The organism is Rhodoferax sp., assembly GCF_025354435.1.
In the GTDB taxonomy this organism is placed as follows: Bacteria; Pseudomonadota; Gammaproteobacteria; order Burkholderiales; family Burkholderiaceae_C; genus Rhodoferax_B.
The window spans coordinates 1-16,806 of sequence record NZ_JANXMU010000049.1 but is presented as its reverse complement, the minus strand read 5'-3'; the positions used below and the strand labels follow the sequence as shown (position 1 = coordinate 16,806).

The 16,806-nt window shown below is 63.8% G+C and carries 12 protein-coding genes; 10 read left to right on the top strand and 2 right to left on the bottom strand.

Features of this window, described 5'->3' with window-relative positions; all coding sequences use genetic code 11:
• Positions 1–13 precede the first annotated feature (13 nt).
• Positions 14–1,390 (top strand): tetratricopeptide repeat-containing glycosyltransferase family protein, encoded by a 1,377-nt coding sequence (locus tag Q0T48_RS13025; protein WP_295957006.1) that lies wholly within the window; start codon positions 14–16, stop codon positions 1,388–1,390.
• Here the strand turns inward: Q0T48_RS13025 and Q0T48_RS13020 are convergent.
• Together Q0T48_RS13020 and Q0T48_RS13015 are read right to left on the bottom strand one after the other, a co-directional pair.
• Positions 1,355–2,080: a phosphonate utilization associated transcriptional regulator gene (locus tag Q0T48_RS13020; RefSeq protein WP_295957004.1), complete on the bottom strand. Its 726-nt coding sequence runs from the start codon at positions 2,078–2,080 to the stop codon at positions 1,355–1,357. The genes Q0T48_RS13025 and Q0T48_RS13020 overlap by 36 nt on opposite strands.
• Before the next feature lie 27 nt (positions 2,081–2,107).
• Positions 2,108–3,577 carry an amino acid permease gene (locus Q0T48_RS13015; RefSeq protein WP_295957002.1) on the bottom strand — a complete coding sequence of 490 codons (1,470 nt, stop codon included), beginning with the start codon at positions 3,575–3,577 and terminating at the stop codon, positions 2,108–2,110.
• 219 nt (positions 3,578–3,796) lie between these two features.
• Between Q0T48_RS13015 and Q0T48_RS13010 the strand changes: the two genes are divergently transcribed.
• The 9 genes from Q0T48_RS13010 to Q0T48_RS12970 all read left to right on the top strand — a co-directional run bounded on the left by Q0T48_RS13010 (position 3,797) and on the right by Q0T48_RS12970 (position 16,426).
• Positions 3,797–5,173 (top strand): glutamine synthetase family protein, encoded by a 1,377-nt coding sequence (locus Q0T48_RS13010; RefSeq protein WP_295957000.1) that lies wholly within the window; start codon positions 3,797–3,799, stop codon positions 5,171–5,173.
• Positions 5,173–5,688 (top strand): GNAT family N-acetyltransferase, encoded by a 516-nt coding sequence (locus tag Q0T48_RS13005; RefSeq protein ID WP_295956999.1) that lies wholly within the window; start codon positions 5,173–5,175, stop codon positions 5,686–5,688. Before Q0T48_RS13010 ends, Q0T48_RS13005 begins: the two co-directional genes overlap by 1 nt.
• Positions 5,685–6,818 (top strand): iron-containing alcohol dehydrogenase, encoded by a 1,134-nt coding sequence (locus tag Q0T48_RS13000; RefSeq protein WP_295956997.1) that lies wholly within the window; start codon positions 5,685–5,687, stop codon positions 6,816–6,818. The genes Q0T48_RS13005 and Q0T48_RS13000 overlap by 4 nt, the downstream gene beginning before the upstream one ends.
• Entirely contained in the window at positions 6,815–7,606 is a 792-nt protein-coding gene (locus tag Q0T48_RS12995; protein WP_295956994.1) for a gamma-glutamyl-gamma-aminobutyrate hydrolase family protein, read from the top strand. Before Q0T48_RS13000 ends, Q0T48_RS12995 begins: the two co-directional genes overlap by 4 nt.
• A complete protein-coding gene (locus Q0T48_RS12990; protein WP_295956992.1) occupies positions 7,603–8,970 on the top strand; it encodes an aldehyde dehydrogenase family protein in 1,368 nt (455 codons plus the stop codon). Before Q0T48_RS12995 ends, Q0T48_RS12990 begins: the two co-directional genes overlap by 4 nt.
• A gap of 158 nt (positions 8,971–9,128) precedes the next feature.
• Positions 9,129–9,755, top strand: coding sequence for a PadR family transcriptional regulator (locus tag Q0T48_RS12985; protein WP_295956990.1), 627 nt, complete (start codon positions 9,129–9,131; stop codon positions 9,753–9,755).
• Positions 9,755–10,549: a siderophore-interacting protein gene (locus Q0T48_RS12980; RefSeq protein WP_295956988.1), complete on the top strand. Its 795-nt coding sequence runs from the start codon at positions 9,755–9,757 to the stop codon at positions 10,547–10,549. Before Q0T48_RS12985 ends, Q0T48_RS12980 begins: the two co-directional genes overlap by 1 nt.
• Before the next feature lie 165 nt (positions 10,550–10,714).
• A complete protein-coding gene (locus tag Q0T48_RS12975) occupies positions 10,715–13,687 on the top strand; it encodes an EAL domain-containing protein (RefSeq protein WP_366887955.1) in 2,973 nt (990 codons plus the stop codon).
• A 72-nt stretch (positions 13,688–13,759) separates the two neighbouring features.
• Positions 13,760–16,426: an EAL domain-containing protein gene (locus Q0T48_RS12970; protein ID WP_295956987.1), complete on the top strand. Its 2,667-nt coding sequence runs from the start codon at positions 13,760–13,762 to the stop codon at positions 16,424–16,426.
• Positions 16,427–16,806 lie beyond the last annotated feature (380 nt).

Sequence of the window (16,806 nt, the reverse complement as noted above, 5' to 3'; positions counted from 1 at the left end):
AATCAAAACCCCAATGGCAAAGACCATAGCTGATGCCGAAGCGCTGTTTTTCGACGGCACCCAGCGCTTGACCGCAGGCGATGCCACCGGGGCCGAAACCTGCCTGCGGGCGGCCCTGGCCCTGGCACCAACGCTGGCCGAGGCGCATGCCAACCTGGGGCTGGCGCTGGAAGCGCGTGGCGCACTGGCCGAGGCCGCAGACAGCTACCGCACGGCTATTCGCCACAACCCCACGCTGCCGCAAACCTTTGTGAACCTGGCCGGGGTGCTGTTGTTGTTGCGCCAGCTCGATGGAGCCGAAATGGCCTGCGCCCAGGCGCTGCGGCTGCGGCGCGACGACCCCGACACCTGGTGCAACCTGGGCGCGGTGTACGCCCGCATGGGCCTGGAGCTGGAGTCCGAAGAAGCCTGCCGCGAGGCCATCCACCTGCAGCCGGGCCACGCCAAGGCCCGTTTCAACCTGGCCTATCTGCTGCTGCGCCAAGGGCGATGGGAGGGTGAGGAAGGGGGCTGGGCGCAGTTTGAGTGGCGCGACTGGTACGCCGCCCTGGCGCAGCAGCTGCGTTGCCCGCGCTGGCAGGGCGAGCCGCTGGCCGGCCGGTCGGTGCTGGTGGGTTTTGAGGCCGGGCATGGCGACATGCTGCAGTTTGGCCGCTACTGCGCGGAATTGAAGGCCCGTGGGGCCGGGCGCGTGACCTTGCTGTGCCACCCGCCGCTGAAACGCCTGCTGGCTACGCTGCCCGGCGTGGATGCATTGGTAGGATTTGACGAAGACGTGCCGCCCACCGACTGCTGGACGCCACTACTCAGCCTGCCTGCGCTGTGCCAGACGCGGCTGGACACGGTGCCCGCCGCCCTGCCCTACCTGCACGCAGAACCGGCGCTGGTGGCCGCCTGGGCACCGCGCATGCCGGTCCATGGTTTGCGCGTCGGCTTGGTGTGGAAGGGCAATCCGCGTTTTGAAAACGATGCCGAGCGCTCGCTGCCCCACCTGGACATACTCGCACCCCTGGCGGCGGTGCCCGGGGTGGCCTTCATCAGCCTGCAAAAGGGCGCGGGGGAGGATGAGTTTGCGCCCTGGGTCGCCACCGGGCTGGGCCCGCAGATCCAGGACTTTGCCGACACGGCGGCCATCGTGGCGCAACTGGACCTGCTCATCAGCGTAGACACCGCGGTGGCCCATCTGGCGGGTGCTTTAAACAAGCCCTGCTGGGTGCTGTTGCCCGACTACCTGCCCGACTGGCGCTGGCTGACGGAGCGGTCCGATTCGCCGTGGTACCCGGGCGCAATGCGCTTGTTCCGCCAACCGGCGGGCAGTGGCTGGGGGCCGGTGGTGGAGGCCGTAGCGATGGAGCTACAGGCGTTCGCGGCGCGGCGTTGTGACCGGTAGTGGCGTACTGGTAGCGCGCTCCAGCTCGTTGGCAATGGTGCGGTTTTTGCTGTCCATAGCGTGCTCGAACATGGCGCGGCCGGCGGCATCCGGGTCGCCCGAGGCGATGGCGGCGACGATGGGGCGGTGCTCGTTGGCGGTGATGGGCATGAGCCAGCTGTCGGCCAGGTTCAGGCGGCGAAACAGCGACAGTTCCTTGATCAGCTTACGGTAGATTTCAGTGAGCTTGCGGTTGCCCGCCAGCTCGACCAGGCGGTCGTGGAACTTGAGGTTCAGCAGGTGGTAGGTGTAGGCATCCTGCGCCTTCACCTGGCGCTCCATGTCGGCCACCAGGGCCTTGATTTCCTTCAGCTGCACGGCGGTGATGTGCACCGCCAGCTGGCGGCCCACCAGCTCGTCCAGCGTGGCGCGCAGGTCAAAAATCTCGATGGCTTCTGCGGTGGGAATGTCGCGCACGAATACGCCCCGGTTCTTCTCCACGCGCAGCAGGCCGCCTTCTTCCAGCATGCGAAAGGCCTCGCGCACCGGGCCGCGGGATACCCCCAGTTTGAGGGCCAGCGCGGCCTCGATCAACTTGGTGCCAGGGGCGTATTCGCCAACCAAAATCGCCCTCTCCAGCTCCTGCTGCACCACGCTGGTGAGGGAACTGGTTTGCAAGAGGGCGATGGTGGGATGGGGCACGGCAGGCATACCCCAAATTGAATCACAAATTCAGGCCTATTTGGCAGTCATGCTGGCCACGGGAGGGCCTTTGAAACGGCGGCGTTCAAAGCCGAACCAGACTACCGCCGTCAGCGCCAGAAAAGCCAGCGTGATCTGCAGCGCCGCGTCGTTGGGTGGCTGCACGCCCAGGAACAGGATCAGCACGGCACTCAGGCTCACCAGCAAGGCCACTACCCGAAACACCGGCCCCATGTTCCACGGGCCCATCTTGGTCCAGGTCTTGCCGTAGGCCAGGCCACCCAGAGCAATCGGCAGGCCGTAAGAGATGAAGATGAAGATCACGGTAACCGACACGATGGTGGTGTAGGCGGGGGTGTACAGGGTGAACAGCACAGCGATGGTGCAGGCCGTCCAGATGGCGGCCACCGGCGACTTGAGGGTGGCGTGCACGGTTTTCAGCGCGTTGGAAGCAGGCAGGCCGCCGTCGCGGGCAAACGCAAAGATCATGCGCGAGGCCGAGGTGACCGTGGCCAGGCCACACAGGAATTGCGAGGCGGTGATGGCCCAATACAGCGCGGTTTTCAGGCCCACCGGCAGCACCGCATCCATGGTGCCAAAAAACACATTGCCGCCCGAGGCTGCGGCCTTGTCCATGTCAGGAATGGCGATCACAAACGCGCACAGCATCAGATAGCCAAACAGCGACGAATACAACACCGAGGTCACGATGCCCTTGGGTACGGCGCTGGACGCTCCTACGGTTTCTTCGGCGGTGTGGGCCGAGGCATCAAAGCCAGTGATGGTGTAGATCGGCAGCAGCAGGCCCAGGCCGAACAGCAGCCACATGCTTTGGGTGGCGGGCCAGACGTCGCCACCAATGGGGCCGCTGTAGTTCTTGATGGTGAACAGACGCGACACGTCCCAGCTGGGCGCATAGGCCAACAAAGCCACGGTCAGGCCAATGGCGGTGGCGAAGATCAGGTAGCCGCTGATATCGGTCAAAAACGCCGTCAGCTTGATACCCACATGGTTGGCCAGAGCTTGCACGGCGGTGATGCCCACCACGAATGCGGCCTGGGTGGCAAAGTTGGGTTCCCACCCCAAGCTGGTGCCAAACGCACCCATAAAGAAGTAAAACGTGCCTACATTGATGGCACCCAGCACGGTGACCAGGCCCAGCAGGTTGAGCCAGGCAGTGAGCCAGCCCCAGCCGCGCCCGCCCAGGATCGAGCTCCAGTGGTACAGGCCCCCGGCGGTGGGAAAGGCCGAGCCGATCTGCGCCATGCCCAGCGCAAACACCAGGCTGATGGCGCTGCCCACCAGCCAGCCGATGCCGATAGCCGCGCCGCCCACCCCGGAAATGCCTTGCGACAGCGAGTTGATGCCGCCCGACAAAATACAAATGATGGAGAAGGAAATCGCGAAGTTGGAAAACGGATTCATCGTGCGCGACAGCTCTTGCTTGTAGCCCATGCTTTGCAGCACGCTGGCATCGTCGACAACCTGTTGGGGCGATAGTGACATCAAGTACCTCTCAAAAAGTATGAATGGAAAATGAACACATGCACATCCCATGCCTGATCCCGAGAGCGTGCGACGATGGAAACTGCCTTGGCGGTGTAACCGCGATAGGCCTCCAAGGCAAGATAAAAATGCAGATTGTTAACAATCTACAGAATCGCAATTGACAAGCACCGGGCGACGCGCTTGAATACAAGGACTAAAAATACAGCGAGAGACAAGATGGCAACAACTTCCCCCCTGCACCCGGCCCTGGCCGCGCTGCAAACCTCCGGCGCCGCCAAGGTCAAGGTCGCGGTGGCCGACATTGACGGCGTGCTGCGCGGCAAATACCTGCATATCGACAAGTTCATGGGCGCAGCCGAACCCTACCCGGCGGGTGGCTTCGGCTTTTGCGACGTGGTGCTGGGCTGGGACATGACGGACACCTGCTACGACAACACCACCGTCACCGGCTGGCAGCACGGCTTTCCCGATGCGCTGGCACGGCTCGACCTGGACACCGCCCGCAACGTGCCCTGGGACGACAAGGTGCCGTTTTTTCTGGGCGAATTTGTGCTGGCCGACGGCAGCCCCCATCCGCTGTGCCCGCGCCAAACCCTGAAAAAAGTACTCAAGCGTGCCGAAAAAATGGGTTTCCAGGTGATGACCGGCATGGAGTTCGAGTGGTTCAACTTCCTGGAAACGCCGCAAACCTGGGCCGACAAAAAAGGCGTGGGGGCCACGCAGCTCACCCCCGGCATGTTTGGCTATTCGCTCTTGCGCATGAACCAGAACCGGCCCTTCTTCAACGCGTTGATGGACGAAATGCTGGCCTTTGGCGTACCCATCGAAGGCCTGCACACCGAAACCGGGCCCGGCGTGTTCGAGGTGGCGATCGGCTTCAGCGAAGCACTGGCACAGGCCGACCGGGCGATTCTGTTCAAAACCGGGGCCAAGGAAATCGGTGCCCGCTTCGGCATCATGCCCAGCTTCATGGCTAAGCCGCACCAGAATATGCCGGGCTGCAGCGGGCACATCCACCAGAGCCTGAGCGACGGCAAGAACAACCTGTTTTTTGATGCGGCCAGCCCCCGCAGGATGAGCCCGCTGTTCGAGAGCTACCTGGCCGGGCAGGTAGCCTGCCTGATGGAATTCGGCCCGATGATCTGGCCCACCATCAACAGCTACAAACGCCTGGTCGATGGCTTCTGGGCGCCGGTCAAACCCACCTGGGGCATAGATAACCGCACTGCCAGCTTCCGCGTGATTGCCGGCAGCCCCAAGGCCACGCGGCTGGAAACCCGTTGCCCCGGGGCCGACGTGAACCCTTACCTGGCCATGGCCGCGGTGATTGCCGCCGGGCTGGATGGCGTGGAGAAGGGCCTCAAACTCACCACCCCGCCCATCACCGGCACCAACGGCGGCGCGGAACATATCGCCCGAGCCCCCCGCACGCTGATTGAAACCACCCGCAACTTCCAGCAGTCCACCATCGCCCGCGACTGGCTGGGCAACGCATTCGTAGACCACTTCGCCGCCACCCGCGAATGGGAATGGCGGCAGTGGCTGGATGCGGTGACCGACTGGGAAATGAAACGCTATTTTGAAATTATTTGATGCAAATTCGACGACTTGACCCCTCAGATGCCACCACCTACCGGGCCCTGCGTTTGCGGGCCTTACGTGAGCATGCCGACGCATTTACCTCCAGCTTTGAAGAAGAAAGCGCGCGCCCTCTTGCGGACACTGAAAAGCGCCTGGCAGGCACCGACAAACTCTGGGGCGCTTTCGTCAACGGCACGCTGGCGGCGATGGTGGGCTTGAGCGTAGAGACCCGCACCAAAAACCACCATAAAGCTACCCTGGTCGGCATGTACGTAGCACCCGAATACACCCGGCGTGGCTTGGCACATGCGCTGGTAGAAACAGCACTGCACGCTGCACGCGCATCCGGTATCGCGCGCGTAGTTCTCACCGTCACCGACAACAACCCTGCGGCCCTGGCCCTGTATCAAAAAACCGGCTTCACCGCCTTTGGCACTGAGCCAGATGCCATCCGCGTAGACGGCATTTCCTTTGGCAAAACCCATATGACCCAGCCCATCAACACGCTCGCTTCAAATACACCATGACCATCTCCTCCTTCGCCTTCCCCACGCCGATCAAGTTCGGCCCCGGTGCCCGCAAACTGGTGGCCCAACACCTCTTGGACCAGGGCCTGAAACGCCCGCTCATCGTCACCGACAAGGCCCTGGCCGCGCTGCCGGTGATGGCCGAATTTTTGACCCACCTGCAGGGGCTGGACGTGGCCGTGTTCAGCGGCGTGTTTGGCAACCCAACCTGTAGCCAGGTGATGGACGGTGCCGCAGCCTTCAAAGCCCACCACGCCGACTGCGTGATCGGCTTTGGCGGCGGCGCGGCGCTGGACGTGGCCAAGGTGGTGGGCATTCCGGCCACGCACCCGGGTGACATTCTGGAATACGTGTGGGACCACCCGCAGGTGCGCCCCATCAGCCAACCTCTGCCTTACTTTGTGGCGCTGCCCACCACCTCGGGCACCGGCTCGGAAGTGGGCCGCTCCAGCGTGGTGAGCGAGAACGACACCCACCTCAAGCGTGTGGTGTTCAGCGCCCATATTTTGGCCAAAACCGTGTTTGCCGACCCCGAACTCACCCTGGGCCTGCCCGCCCACGTGACGGCCGCCACCGGCATGGACGCGCTCACCCACAACATCGAAAGCTACCTGTCGCCCGCCTACCACCCGCTATGCGACGGCATTGCGCTGGAGGGCATACGCATCGCCGCCGCCGCCTTGCGCACCGCAGTGCGCGAACCGGGCAACCTGCAGGCCAGGTCCGACATGATGATGGCCTCAATGATGGGCGCGATTGCGTTCCAGAAAGACCTGGGCGCAGTGCACTCCTGCGCCCACGCCCTGGGTGCCGTGTGCGACCTGCACCACGGCCTGGCCAACGCGCTGATGATCGACACCGTGATGGCCTGGAACTTTGCCGCCGTACCGCACAAGTTCGACGAGCTGGCCCATGTGTGCAAGGTGCCCGGCGGTGGCCCGGCCTTTGTCGCCTGGCTGCGCCAGCTCAAGGTGGACGTGGGCATCACCACCCGGCTGGCCGACTTTGGCGTGAAACCCGAGCACCTGCCGCGCCTGGTGGAAATTGCCACCGCCGACATGTGCCACCAGACCAATCCGCGGCCCTGCACGGCGGCAGATTTCGAGGCGCTGTTTTTGGAGGCGATGTGACACACCATCCGAAAGACCGTCTGAAGATCGGCATCAGCGCCTGCTTTTTGCACCCCGACCCGGCGCGCGCCGCGTTTGCCAAAAAGACGCTGCAGTACGTCGAGCAGTCCATGGCGCACTGGATCATGTCCGGCGGTGCGCTGCCGGTGATGGTGCCGTCCCCGGTGGGCGACACCGCCCGCGGCGAGATTGGCTTTGATGACTACGCCCACTGGCTGGACGGCCTGGTGCTGCACGGCGGGGCCGACGTGTGGCCCGGCAGCTATGGCGAAACCCCGCTGCAAGAGCGCTGGAGCGGCGACCGCATCCGCGACGGCTACGAGCAAGCCCTGGTGCGCGCCTTTGTGGCGGCAGGCAAGCCGGTGTTTGGCGTGTGCCGGGGCCTGCAGTTGATCAACGTGGCTTTTGGCGGCACGCTGTACCAGGACATCGCCACCCAGCGCCCCGAGGCCGTGCTGCACCGCGATGCCGATGCCTACGACCACCATTTTCACGCGCTGGAAATCGTGCCCGAAACACGCCTCAGTGCCCTATTGGCGGGCGCAAGCAGCCACCAAATCAATAGCATCCACCACCAGGCCATCAAAGACCTGGCGCCCGGCTTTATGGTCGAAGCCCGTAGCCCGGACGACGGCATGATCGAAGCCATCCGCAGCACCGGCCCGGCCTATGTGGCCGCCGTGCAGTGGCACCCCGAATTCCACCAGCCTGCCCTGGGCACGCTGGACGACACCCCTTTGCTCACCCACTTTCTGGCCGCCGCCCAGGCTGCCAAGGACACCGCATGACCACCCTTGCTATCTACAACCCCGCCACCGGCACGCAAATCACCCAGGTGCCCGCCGACGGTGCCGCCAGCGTCGCCGCCAAATTTCAGGCCGCCCGCGCCGCCCAGCCCGCCTGGGCCGCCACGCCGCTGCCGCAGCGCCTGGCCTGCGTGGCCCGCTTCCGCGCCGCCGTGGTGGCCGAGCTGGAGGCCCTGGCCGCCACTATGACGGCCGAAACCGGCAAGCCCATCAGCATGTCGCGCAATGAGCTCAATGGCTTGCTGGGCCGCATCGACTTCTTTCTGACCGAAGCCGAAGCCAGCACCGCCACCCAGACCGTGTTTACCGACGGCGGCATGACCGAGCAGATCCAGCACATCCCGCTGGGCGTGGTGGCCAATATCTCGGCCTGGAACTACCCCTGGTTTGTGGGCTGCAATGTCATCTTGCCCGCACTGCTGACCGGCAACGCCGTGCTCTACAAGCCGTCCGAATTCGCCACGCTGACCGGCATGGCCATCGCCCGGCTGCTGCACGCTGCGGGCGTGCCTGCCGACGTGCTGGCGCTGTGCGTGGGCGGCGGCGAGGTGGGCGCGGCCCTGCAGACGCAGCGCATCGACGGCCTGTTCTTCACCGGCTCGTATACCACCGGGGCCAAGATCACCCAGGCGCTGGGCCCGCGCATGGTCAAGCTGCAGCTGGAGTTGGGCGGCAAGGACCCCACCTACGTCTGCGACGATGCCAACCCCGCCACCGCCGCCGCGTCCCTGGCCGACGGCGCGATGTACAACACCGGCCAAAGCTGCTGCTCGGTGGAACGCATCTACGTGCACGAAAAAGTGTTCGATGCCTTTGTGGCCGCGTTTGTCGACACGGTGCACGGCTTCAAGGTGGGCGACCCCATGGCGGACGACACTTACATCGGTGCCATCACCCGCGCTGCCCAGCTCGATGTGCTGGACGCGCAGGTGGCCGATGCCGTGGCCAAGGGTGCAAAGCTGCTCACCGGTGGCACGCGCCTGCCGGGCAACACCTTTGCCCCCACCGTGCTGGTGGATGTGGGCCACAGCATGGACCTGATGCGCGAGGAAAGCTTCGGCCCCGTCATCGGCATCCAGAAGGTGGCCAGCGATACCGAGGCGGTAGCCCTGATGAACGACACCCGCTACGGCCTGACCGCCGGGGTCTTCACCCCCGACGAGGCCCGTGCCCGCGCCGTGCTGGCCCAGGTGAACGCCGGCAGCGTCTACTGGAACTGCTGCGACCGCGTCAGCCCCCGCCTGCCCTGGAGCGGCCACGGCGATTCGGGCGTGGGCCTGACCCTGTCCACCTACGGCATCCAGACCTTTACCCGGACCAAAGCCTGGCATCTGCGGCAAGTTTAAGCATCAAATAGGCCTATAGCCCATATATTACTTACGTTAATTGCTACATATTATATAGCAAATATCCCGTTTTCGTTGCAGGGGTATTGTCTTCATTTGTATCTTTCGATTTGATTTAGATATATCGTAATGGCATCTAAATCGCATCGAAAAAACCTATGCCCCATTTTGAAAAACACTGCGACCACTCGGACCACGGCGGCCCCCGCCATGGGCGCGCAAATCACCACCACCTGCACGGTCACCACCATGGCCACCATGTGCGTGGCGAGCATCCCCATCCCGGCGGTGAACACCCCGGGCGCGGCGGTCGCCACGGCGGCGGGCCGGGCCGGGTGTTTGGCCACGGCGGCCTGCGCCTGGTGCTGCTGCAACTGATCGCCGACAAGCCCCGCCACGGCTACGAGCTGATCAAGGAAATCGGCGACCGTCTGGGTGGCAGCTACAGCCCCAGCCCCGGCGTGATCTACCCCACGCTGACCCTGTTGGAAGAGCTGGGCTACACCACCATGGCCGAGAGCGGTGGTGGGCGCAAGCTCTACAGCATCACCGACGCAGGCCAAGCTTTTCTGGCCGAAAACCGCGCCGAAGCCGATGCCCTGCTGTCCCGCATGGCCAACGCCGACGCACCCCACCCCGGCCGCCCGCCCCAGGTGGTGCGCGCGCTGGAAAACTTCAAACTGGCCGCCCGCATGCGCCTGGGCGGAGCCCCCTTGAGCGACGAACAAGCCCACGCCTTTGCCCAGATTCTGGACAACGCAGCCCAACAACTGGAACGTATTTGATGAACACCCCCAACCGCACCGCCACCCGCGTCCGCCACGAGCTGAAATTTCGCCAGCTCACGGTTACACGCACCCAGCAACTCACGCCCCACATGGTCCGCATCACACTTGGCGGGCCGGATCTGGCGGGCTTTACCAGCCCCGGCTTTGACGACCACGTGAAAGTCTTCTTCCCTGACCCCGCCACCGGCGAAGTCATCTTGCCCGGCGGTGCCGAAGACGGCCCGCGCCCCACCATGCGCGACTACACGCCGCAGCAGTTCGACCCACAGGCGCAGACCCTGGTGATCGACTTTGCCCTGCACGACGCAGGCCCGGCCACCACCTGGGCGGCGCAGGCGCAGGTGGGCCAGACGCTGGGCGTGGGCGGCCCGCGTGGCTCCTTCATCTTGCCAACCGACTTTGACGGCCACCTGCTGATCGGCGACGACACCGCCATTCCGGCCATTGCCCGGCGCTTGGGCGAACTGCCCGCCGGAGCCCCCGCGCTGGTGTTGATTGAAGTGGACAGTCCCGCCGACGAACAAACCCTGGCCAGCGCCGCCCAGGCCACCGTGGTCTGGGTGCACCGCCAGGGCCAGCCGCACGGCCAGCAGCCGCTGCTGCTGGAGCGCCTGCGCAGCCTGGCCCTGCCGCCCGGCGACATCCACGCCTGGGTGGGCTGCGAAACCCACACCGCCAAGGCCTTGCGTGCCCACCTGGTGGGCGAACGCGGCGTGCAACCGCAATGGACCAAGGCCGCAGGCTACTGGCGCCAGGGCAGCGCGGCCACGCACGACAGCATCGACGGGTAAATACCCGCAAAGCCGGGCCCGCCAGATACATTGCGGGGGGATTAAAGCTACATTTGCTAACAACTTCCCCTCCACCATGTCTGCACCTCTGGGTCTTTCAGCCACTGCCACCGCCGGGAAGCCGTGCGTCCGGCGCTTTAGGTCTTTTAGTGGGGTGCGGCATTGATGCCCAGCACCGGGACCCTGGGCGCCGGGCAGTTCCAGCAACTGGCGCAACTGGCGGCCCAGCTCTGCGCCGCGGCCAGCGCCAGCCTGACCCAGGTCTACCAGGGCACACACAGCCTGGTCGCACACACGGGCCCCAGCGAATGGCCACTAGCGCAACTGCAACATGTGGCAGAGCAGTTGGCCCCCACGTCCGAACCCCAAGTTCTGCCCAGCGACAGCCTGGGCCTGTGCGTCGCCACGCCGGTGTGGAGCGCCGACGCGGGCTGCATCGCGGTGCTGTGGGTCATGTGGACTCAAGACCCGCCGCATTTGCTGGATGCCGTCCAGCGCACAGCGCTGACCAGCCTGGCCACGCAAATCCAGCTGCTGCTGCAATTGCAGGCCTCCGAGCAGCAGTACCGCGCCCTGTTTGAAGGCAACCCGCTGCCCATGTGGGTGCAGCAGCTGCACAGCCAGCGCATCGTGGCGGTCAACTCCGCGGCAGTGGCGCACTACGGCTACAGCCAGGCCGAATTTCTGACCCCGACCAACTGTGCCGAAAACCCCACGGATGCCGATACCGAGGCCACCCTGCTGGGCGACAGCACACACAGCCTGCTGCACCGCCACCGCCGCCACCGGCGTGCCGATGGCAGCGTGATCGACGTGGAAATGTCCACCAGCACCGTGCAATTCAACGGCCAGGCCGCCCGCATGGTGATGGTCAACGACATCACCGCCCGGTTGCGGGCCGAGCGCAGTCTAGCCCGCCTGGGCCGCGCCCAGCGCATGCTCAGCGCCTGCAACGAAGCCCTGGTGCGTGCCAGCAGCGAATCGGCGCTGCTGCACGAGGTCTGCCGCATCACGGTGGAGATTGGGGGCTATAAAAACGCCTGGGTAGGCTTTGCGGAGCACGACGACGCGAAGTCCATCCGGCTGGTGGCCGGTGTGGGCGATATCGACCCCGATATGAAGCAGTGGCCGTTCTCCTGGTCCGCCACATCGCGCTTTGGCCAAGGACCGTCCGGGCGCTGCCTGCGTTCGGGCGAAGTGGTACTGGTGCCGGATATGCGGCAAGACCCCAGCCTGCAGCTGTGGCTGGCCCGCTACCCCTCCGCCACGCCGCTCAGCATTGTCTGCCTGCCGCTGCGCAATGCCAGCGGCACCTACGGGCTGTTCTGCCTCACGGCTACAGAAACCCTGGAAGCCGGGGCGGACGAGCTGCCGCTGCTGCAGCAGCTGGCCAACGACATTGCCTTTGGTATCGACCACCTGCGCACCCAGCAAGCCCAGCGCCTGGCCGATACGCAGATCCACCACCAGGCTTCGCTGCTGGACAAGGCGCAAGATGCCATCGTGGTGCGCAGCATCGACCACCGGATCCTGTTCTGGAACAAAAGCGCCGAACGGCTTTACGGCTGGACGGCCATCGAAGTGCTGGGCCGGTCGATGGTGGAGCACATTTACACCGCCAGCCCGCAGGCCTTTGCGACCGCATCGCAATGCGTGCTGGAGCAGGGAGAATGGCATGGCGAAATTACCCAGAACCGCAAAGACGGCAGCCAGATGGTGATCGAGGCCCGCTGGACGCTGGTGCGCGACGCGCAAGACCAGCCGCACTCCATCATGGCCGTCAACACCGATATCACCCAGCGCAAAGCCACCGAGCGCGAAGTGCAAAAGCTGGCCTTCTACGACCCTTTGACCAACCTGCCCAACCGCCAGTTACTGCTGGACCGCCTGGGCCACGCGCTGGCCACCAGCGCCCGCAACGGCCAAGGTGGAGCGTTGCTGTTCATCGACCTGGACAATTTCAAAACCCTGAACGACACCCTGGGCCACGACAAGGGCGACCTGCTGCTGCAACAGGTCGCTCTGCGCCTGGCGGCCTGCGTGCGCAGCGCCGATACCGTGGCCCGCCTGGGCGGCGATGAGTTTGTGGTGATGCTTGAAGACCTGGGCCCCGACCCGCGCGCCGCCGGGGTCAAGGCCAAACACATCGGCGAAAAAATCCTGGCCGCGCTGAGCATGCCCTACACGCTGGCCGGGCACGAATACCAAAGCACCTCCAGCATCGGCATCGCGCCGTTCAGCCACCAGCCCGATACCGTGGGCGAGCTGCTCAAGCAAGCCGACATTGCCATGTACCAGGCCAAAGGGGCAGGGCGCAACACACTGGGCTTTTTTGACCCCCAGTTGCAGGCCGAGGTGACCGCCCGCGCAGCACTGGAGGCCGATTTGCGCCAGGCCGTGGCACAAGACGAATTCTTCCTGCATTACCAGTCGCAGCACAACGCCCAAGGTGGCATGACGGGCGTGGAAGCCCTGGTGCGCTGGCGGCACCCGCAGCGCGGTCTGGTGTCGCCAGCGGCCTTTATTCCGCTGGCCGAAGAAACCGGCCTGATCCTGGAGCTGGGTCGCCTGGTGCTGGCCAAAGCCTGCAGCCTGCTGGCCGATTGGGGCCAGGGGGTCGACACGCAGCACCTGACCATGGCGGTCAACGTCAGCTCGCGCCAGTTCAAGCATGCCGACTTTGTGCAGCAGGTGATGGACACCCTGGCCGAGACTGGTGCCAACCCGCGGCAGCTCAAGCTGGAGCTCACTGAGAGCCTGCTGGTAGACGACATCGCGCAGGTGATTGCCAAGATGGAAGCCTTGCAAGCCCAGGGGGTGGGCTTTTCACTGAACGACTTTGGCACCAGCTATTCGTCGCTGTCGTACCTGAAGCGCCTACCGCTGGACCAGCTGAAGATCGACCAGTCGTTTGTGTGCGACGTGATGACCGACCCCAACGATGCAGTGATTGCCCGCACCATCATCGGCCTGGGCCAAAGCCTAGGGCTGAACGTGATCGCCGAAGGCGTGGAAACCGCCGAGCAGCGCGACTTTCTGGCCCAGCACGGTTGCCAAGCCTTTCAAGGCTATTTCTTTGCCCGGCCACTGCCCGCAGACCAGTTGGCGCAATCCATGGGCCTGCCGGGCATTCCGTAAGATCATCGTATGGCGGCGTGCACCACGGTGTAAGCCACCACCACGACCCCCCTCCAGAAATAGAAAAAGCATATGGCAGAGACCCCCCGGAACACGCTACCCGCAGACACCCAGGTCGCCCTCCACGCCCAGTTGCAGGCATCTGAACAACAGTACCGCACACTTTTCGACAACAACCCGTTGCCGATATGGGTCACCGACCCGCAGGGCCTTGCCATCCTGGCGGTCAACCAGGCGGCCATCAGCCGCTACGGGTATTCGCGGGCCGAGTTTCTGGGCATGGGCCTGGGTGGCGTGCAGGCAGAAGCCCTGCCGCCCGAAGACCCCCTGCATGCGCTGCCCCGATGCCATGTCAAAAAAGACGGCAGTGCCATTGATGTAGAAATATCTACCGACCGCCTGCAGTTCAACGGCCAAGCGGCCCGCATGGTGCTGGCACATGACGTAACCCAGCATCTGCGCACCGAAAAAGACCTGGCACGTTTGAGCCGGGCCCATTCCATGGTGACCACCTGCAACGAAGCCCTGGTGCGGGCCAGCTCGGAATCCACGCTGTTGCACGATATTTGCCGCATCGCCGTGGATATCGGCGGCTACCGCATGGCCTGGGTCGGGTTTGCGCAGGACGATGCCGATAAAAACATTTTGATCGTGGCCCATGCCGGCAGCATTGCCGAGCACTTCACCGTCTGGCCCATGTCCTGGTCGTCGGAGTCGCCCTATGGACAGGGCCCGGCAGGGCGGGCCATCCGCTCGGGGGAAATGGTGGTGGTGCCCGACATCCGGCGTGAAGCCATCTTCCAAAGCTGGCTGAAAGAGCCCTGGGTAGATGATTTGCGCGGTGTAGCCAGCCTGCCCTTGCGCAGCAGCGACAGTAGCGCAGAACGTACGCTGGGCCTGTTCTATCTGTATGCCAACACCACGGTGGATATCGCCTCTGATGAAATCCCCCTGCTGCTGCAACTGGCAGAGGACATTGCGTTCGGCATCCAGCATTTGCGCGCCCAGGAAAACAAGCGCCTTTCGGATGCCCGTATCCGGCAGCAGGCCACCGTGCTGGACCAGGCCCAGGATGCCATCGTCGTGCGCGGTCTGGACCAGCGCGTGCTGTACCTGAATAAACGGGCAGAGCAGCTGTACGGCTGGACCTCGCAAGAAGCCGTGGGCTCCGCCTTGCTGCACCAGGTGTACCGAAACCCCACAGCCGTGGCCCACGCTTACGAAGCCGTGATGGAAAAGGGTGAGTGGCGCGGCGAACTGGCCATTTACCGCAAAGACGACCAGCGCATCGAAGCCGAAGTCCGCTGGACCCTGATCACCGATACCGATAACCAGCCTCATTCCATCCTGTCGATCAGCAGCGACATCACCCAGCGCAAGGCTACCGAACGCGAAATTGAAAAGCTGGCGTTTTACGACACGCTAACCCTGCTACCCAACCGCCAGCTGCTGCTGGACCGTCTGGGCCACGCGCTGGCCACCAGTGCACGCCATGGCCAGGGTGGGGCGCTGCTGTTCATCGACCTGGACAATTTCAAAACCTTGAACGACACCCTGGGCCACGACAAGGGCGACCTGCTGCTACAGCAAGTGGCGTTGCGCCTGGGCCACTGCGTGCGCACCATGGACACCGTGGCCCGCCTGGGCGGCGATGAATTTGTGGTCATGCTCGAAGAGCTAGGGCACGACCCGATCGCGGCAGCCGAACAAGCCAAACGGGTGGGCGAAAAAATCCTGTCCACCCTGGCCCAACCCTACCAGTTGGACCAGCACGAACACCTAAGCACTTCCAGCATCGGTATTGCGCCGTTCAGCAGCAGCCCAAATACCGTGGGTGAATTGCTAAAGCAAGCCGATATCGCCATGTACCAGGCCAAAGCCGCCGGGCGCAATACCCTGCGGTTTTTCGACCCGCAACTGCAGGCCGCCGTGACCGACAAAGCCACACTGGAGGCCGATTTGCGCCTGGCCCTGGCACAGGGAGCGCTGTTTCTGCACTACCAGACCCAGCACAATGCCCAAGGCCTGCTGACCGGTGTGGAGGCCTTGGCACGCTGGCACCACCCTGTGCGCGGCCTGGTGTCGCCCGCTGCCTTTATTCCGCTGGCCGAAGAAACTGGCCTGATCCTGGAACTGGGCCGCCAGGTGCTGCTGCAAGCCTGCACCTTGCTTGCCAGCTGGCAAAGCCGCGCCAGCGCCCAGCACCTGACCATGGCGGTGAATGTCAGCTCCCGCCAGTTCAAACACCCTGGTTTTGTGCAGCAGGTGCTGGAAATTCTGCGCACCACCGGAGCCAGGCCCTCTCAGCTCAAGCTGGAGCTGATCGAAAGCCTACTGGTGGACGATATCGAGCAAGTGATCGCCAAGATGGAAGCCTTGCAAGCCCAGGGCGTAGGCTTTTCGCTGGACGACTTCGGCACGGGCTATTCATCGCTGGCCTACCTGAAGCGCCTGCCCCTGGATCTGCTGAAGATCGACCAGTCGTTTGTGCGCGATGTGATGACCGACCCCAACGATGCCGCCATCGTGCGCACCATCATTGGCCTGGGCCAAAGCCTGGGGCTGAATGTGATTGCCGAGGGTGTGGAAACTGCTGACCAGCGCAACTTCTTGGCTTTGCACGGTTGCCTGGCCTACCAGGGTTATCTGTTTGGGCGGCCCTTGCCCGCCGACCAGCTGTCACACGCCATGGTGCTTGTTGGCGGGCCGGATGGTGGACACATTGGTGAATTTATATAAAACCGGGGTTAGCGCATATTTCCTCAAGGGGAGTAGCTATTTTTTTGATAGCGGAACACGGAAAATTCAAGGCGGTCTCGCCGGTCCCGGTTTTGTTATCTCTTCTTCTAATACTTCTAATATTTCTATTACTCAATAGTAGTAGTAGTAAGGATGCCCCTCCGCTGTGGATAAGTGCTTTTAAGCCTTGCAGGCCAAGCACTTAGCCTGTTTTGACGGGTGTGTGTGACTGCGCTTCTGGGGTGTACCGTCCAAATGAACAACTTTGGGAATCTGTCGCAAGCTGTGGATAACTGGTGGCTTATGCAAAAACTATCCACAGGCTTTGCCGGGCGCGGCCATTCCTGGGCTGCGCTATGCTGCGTTTTTTATCTGGAGGT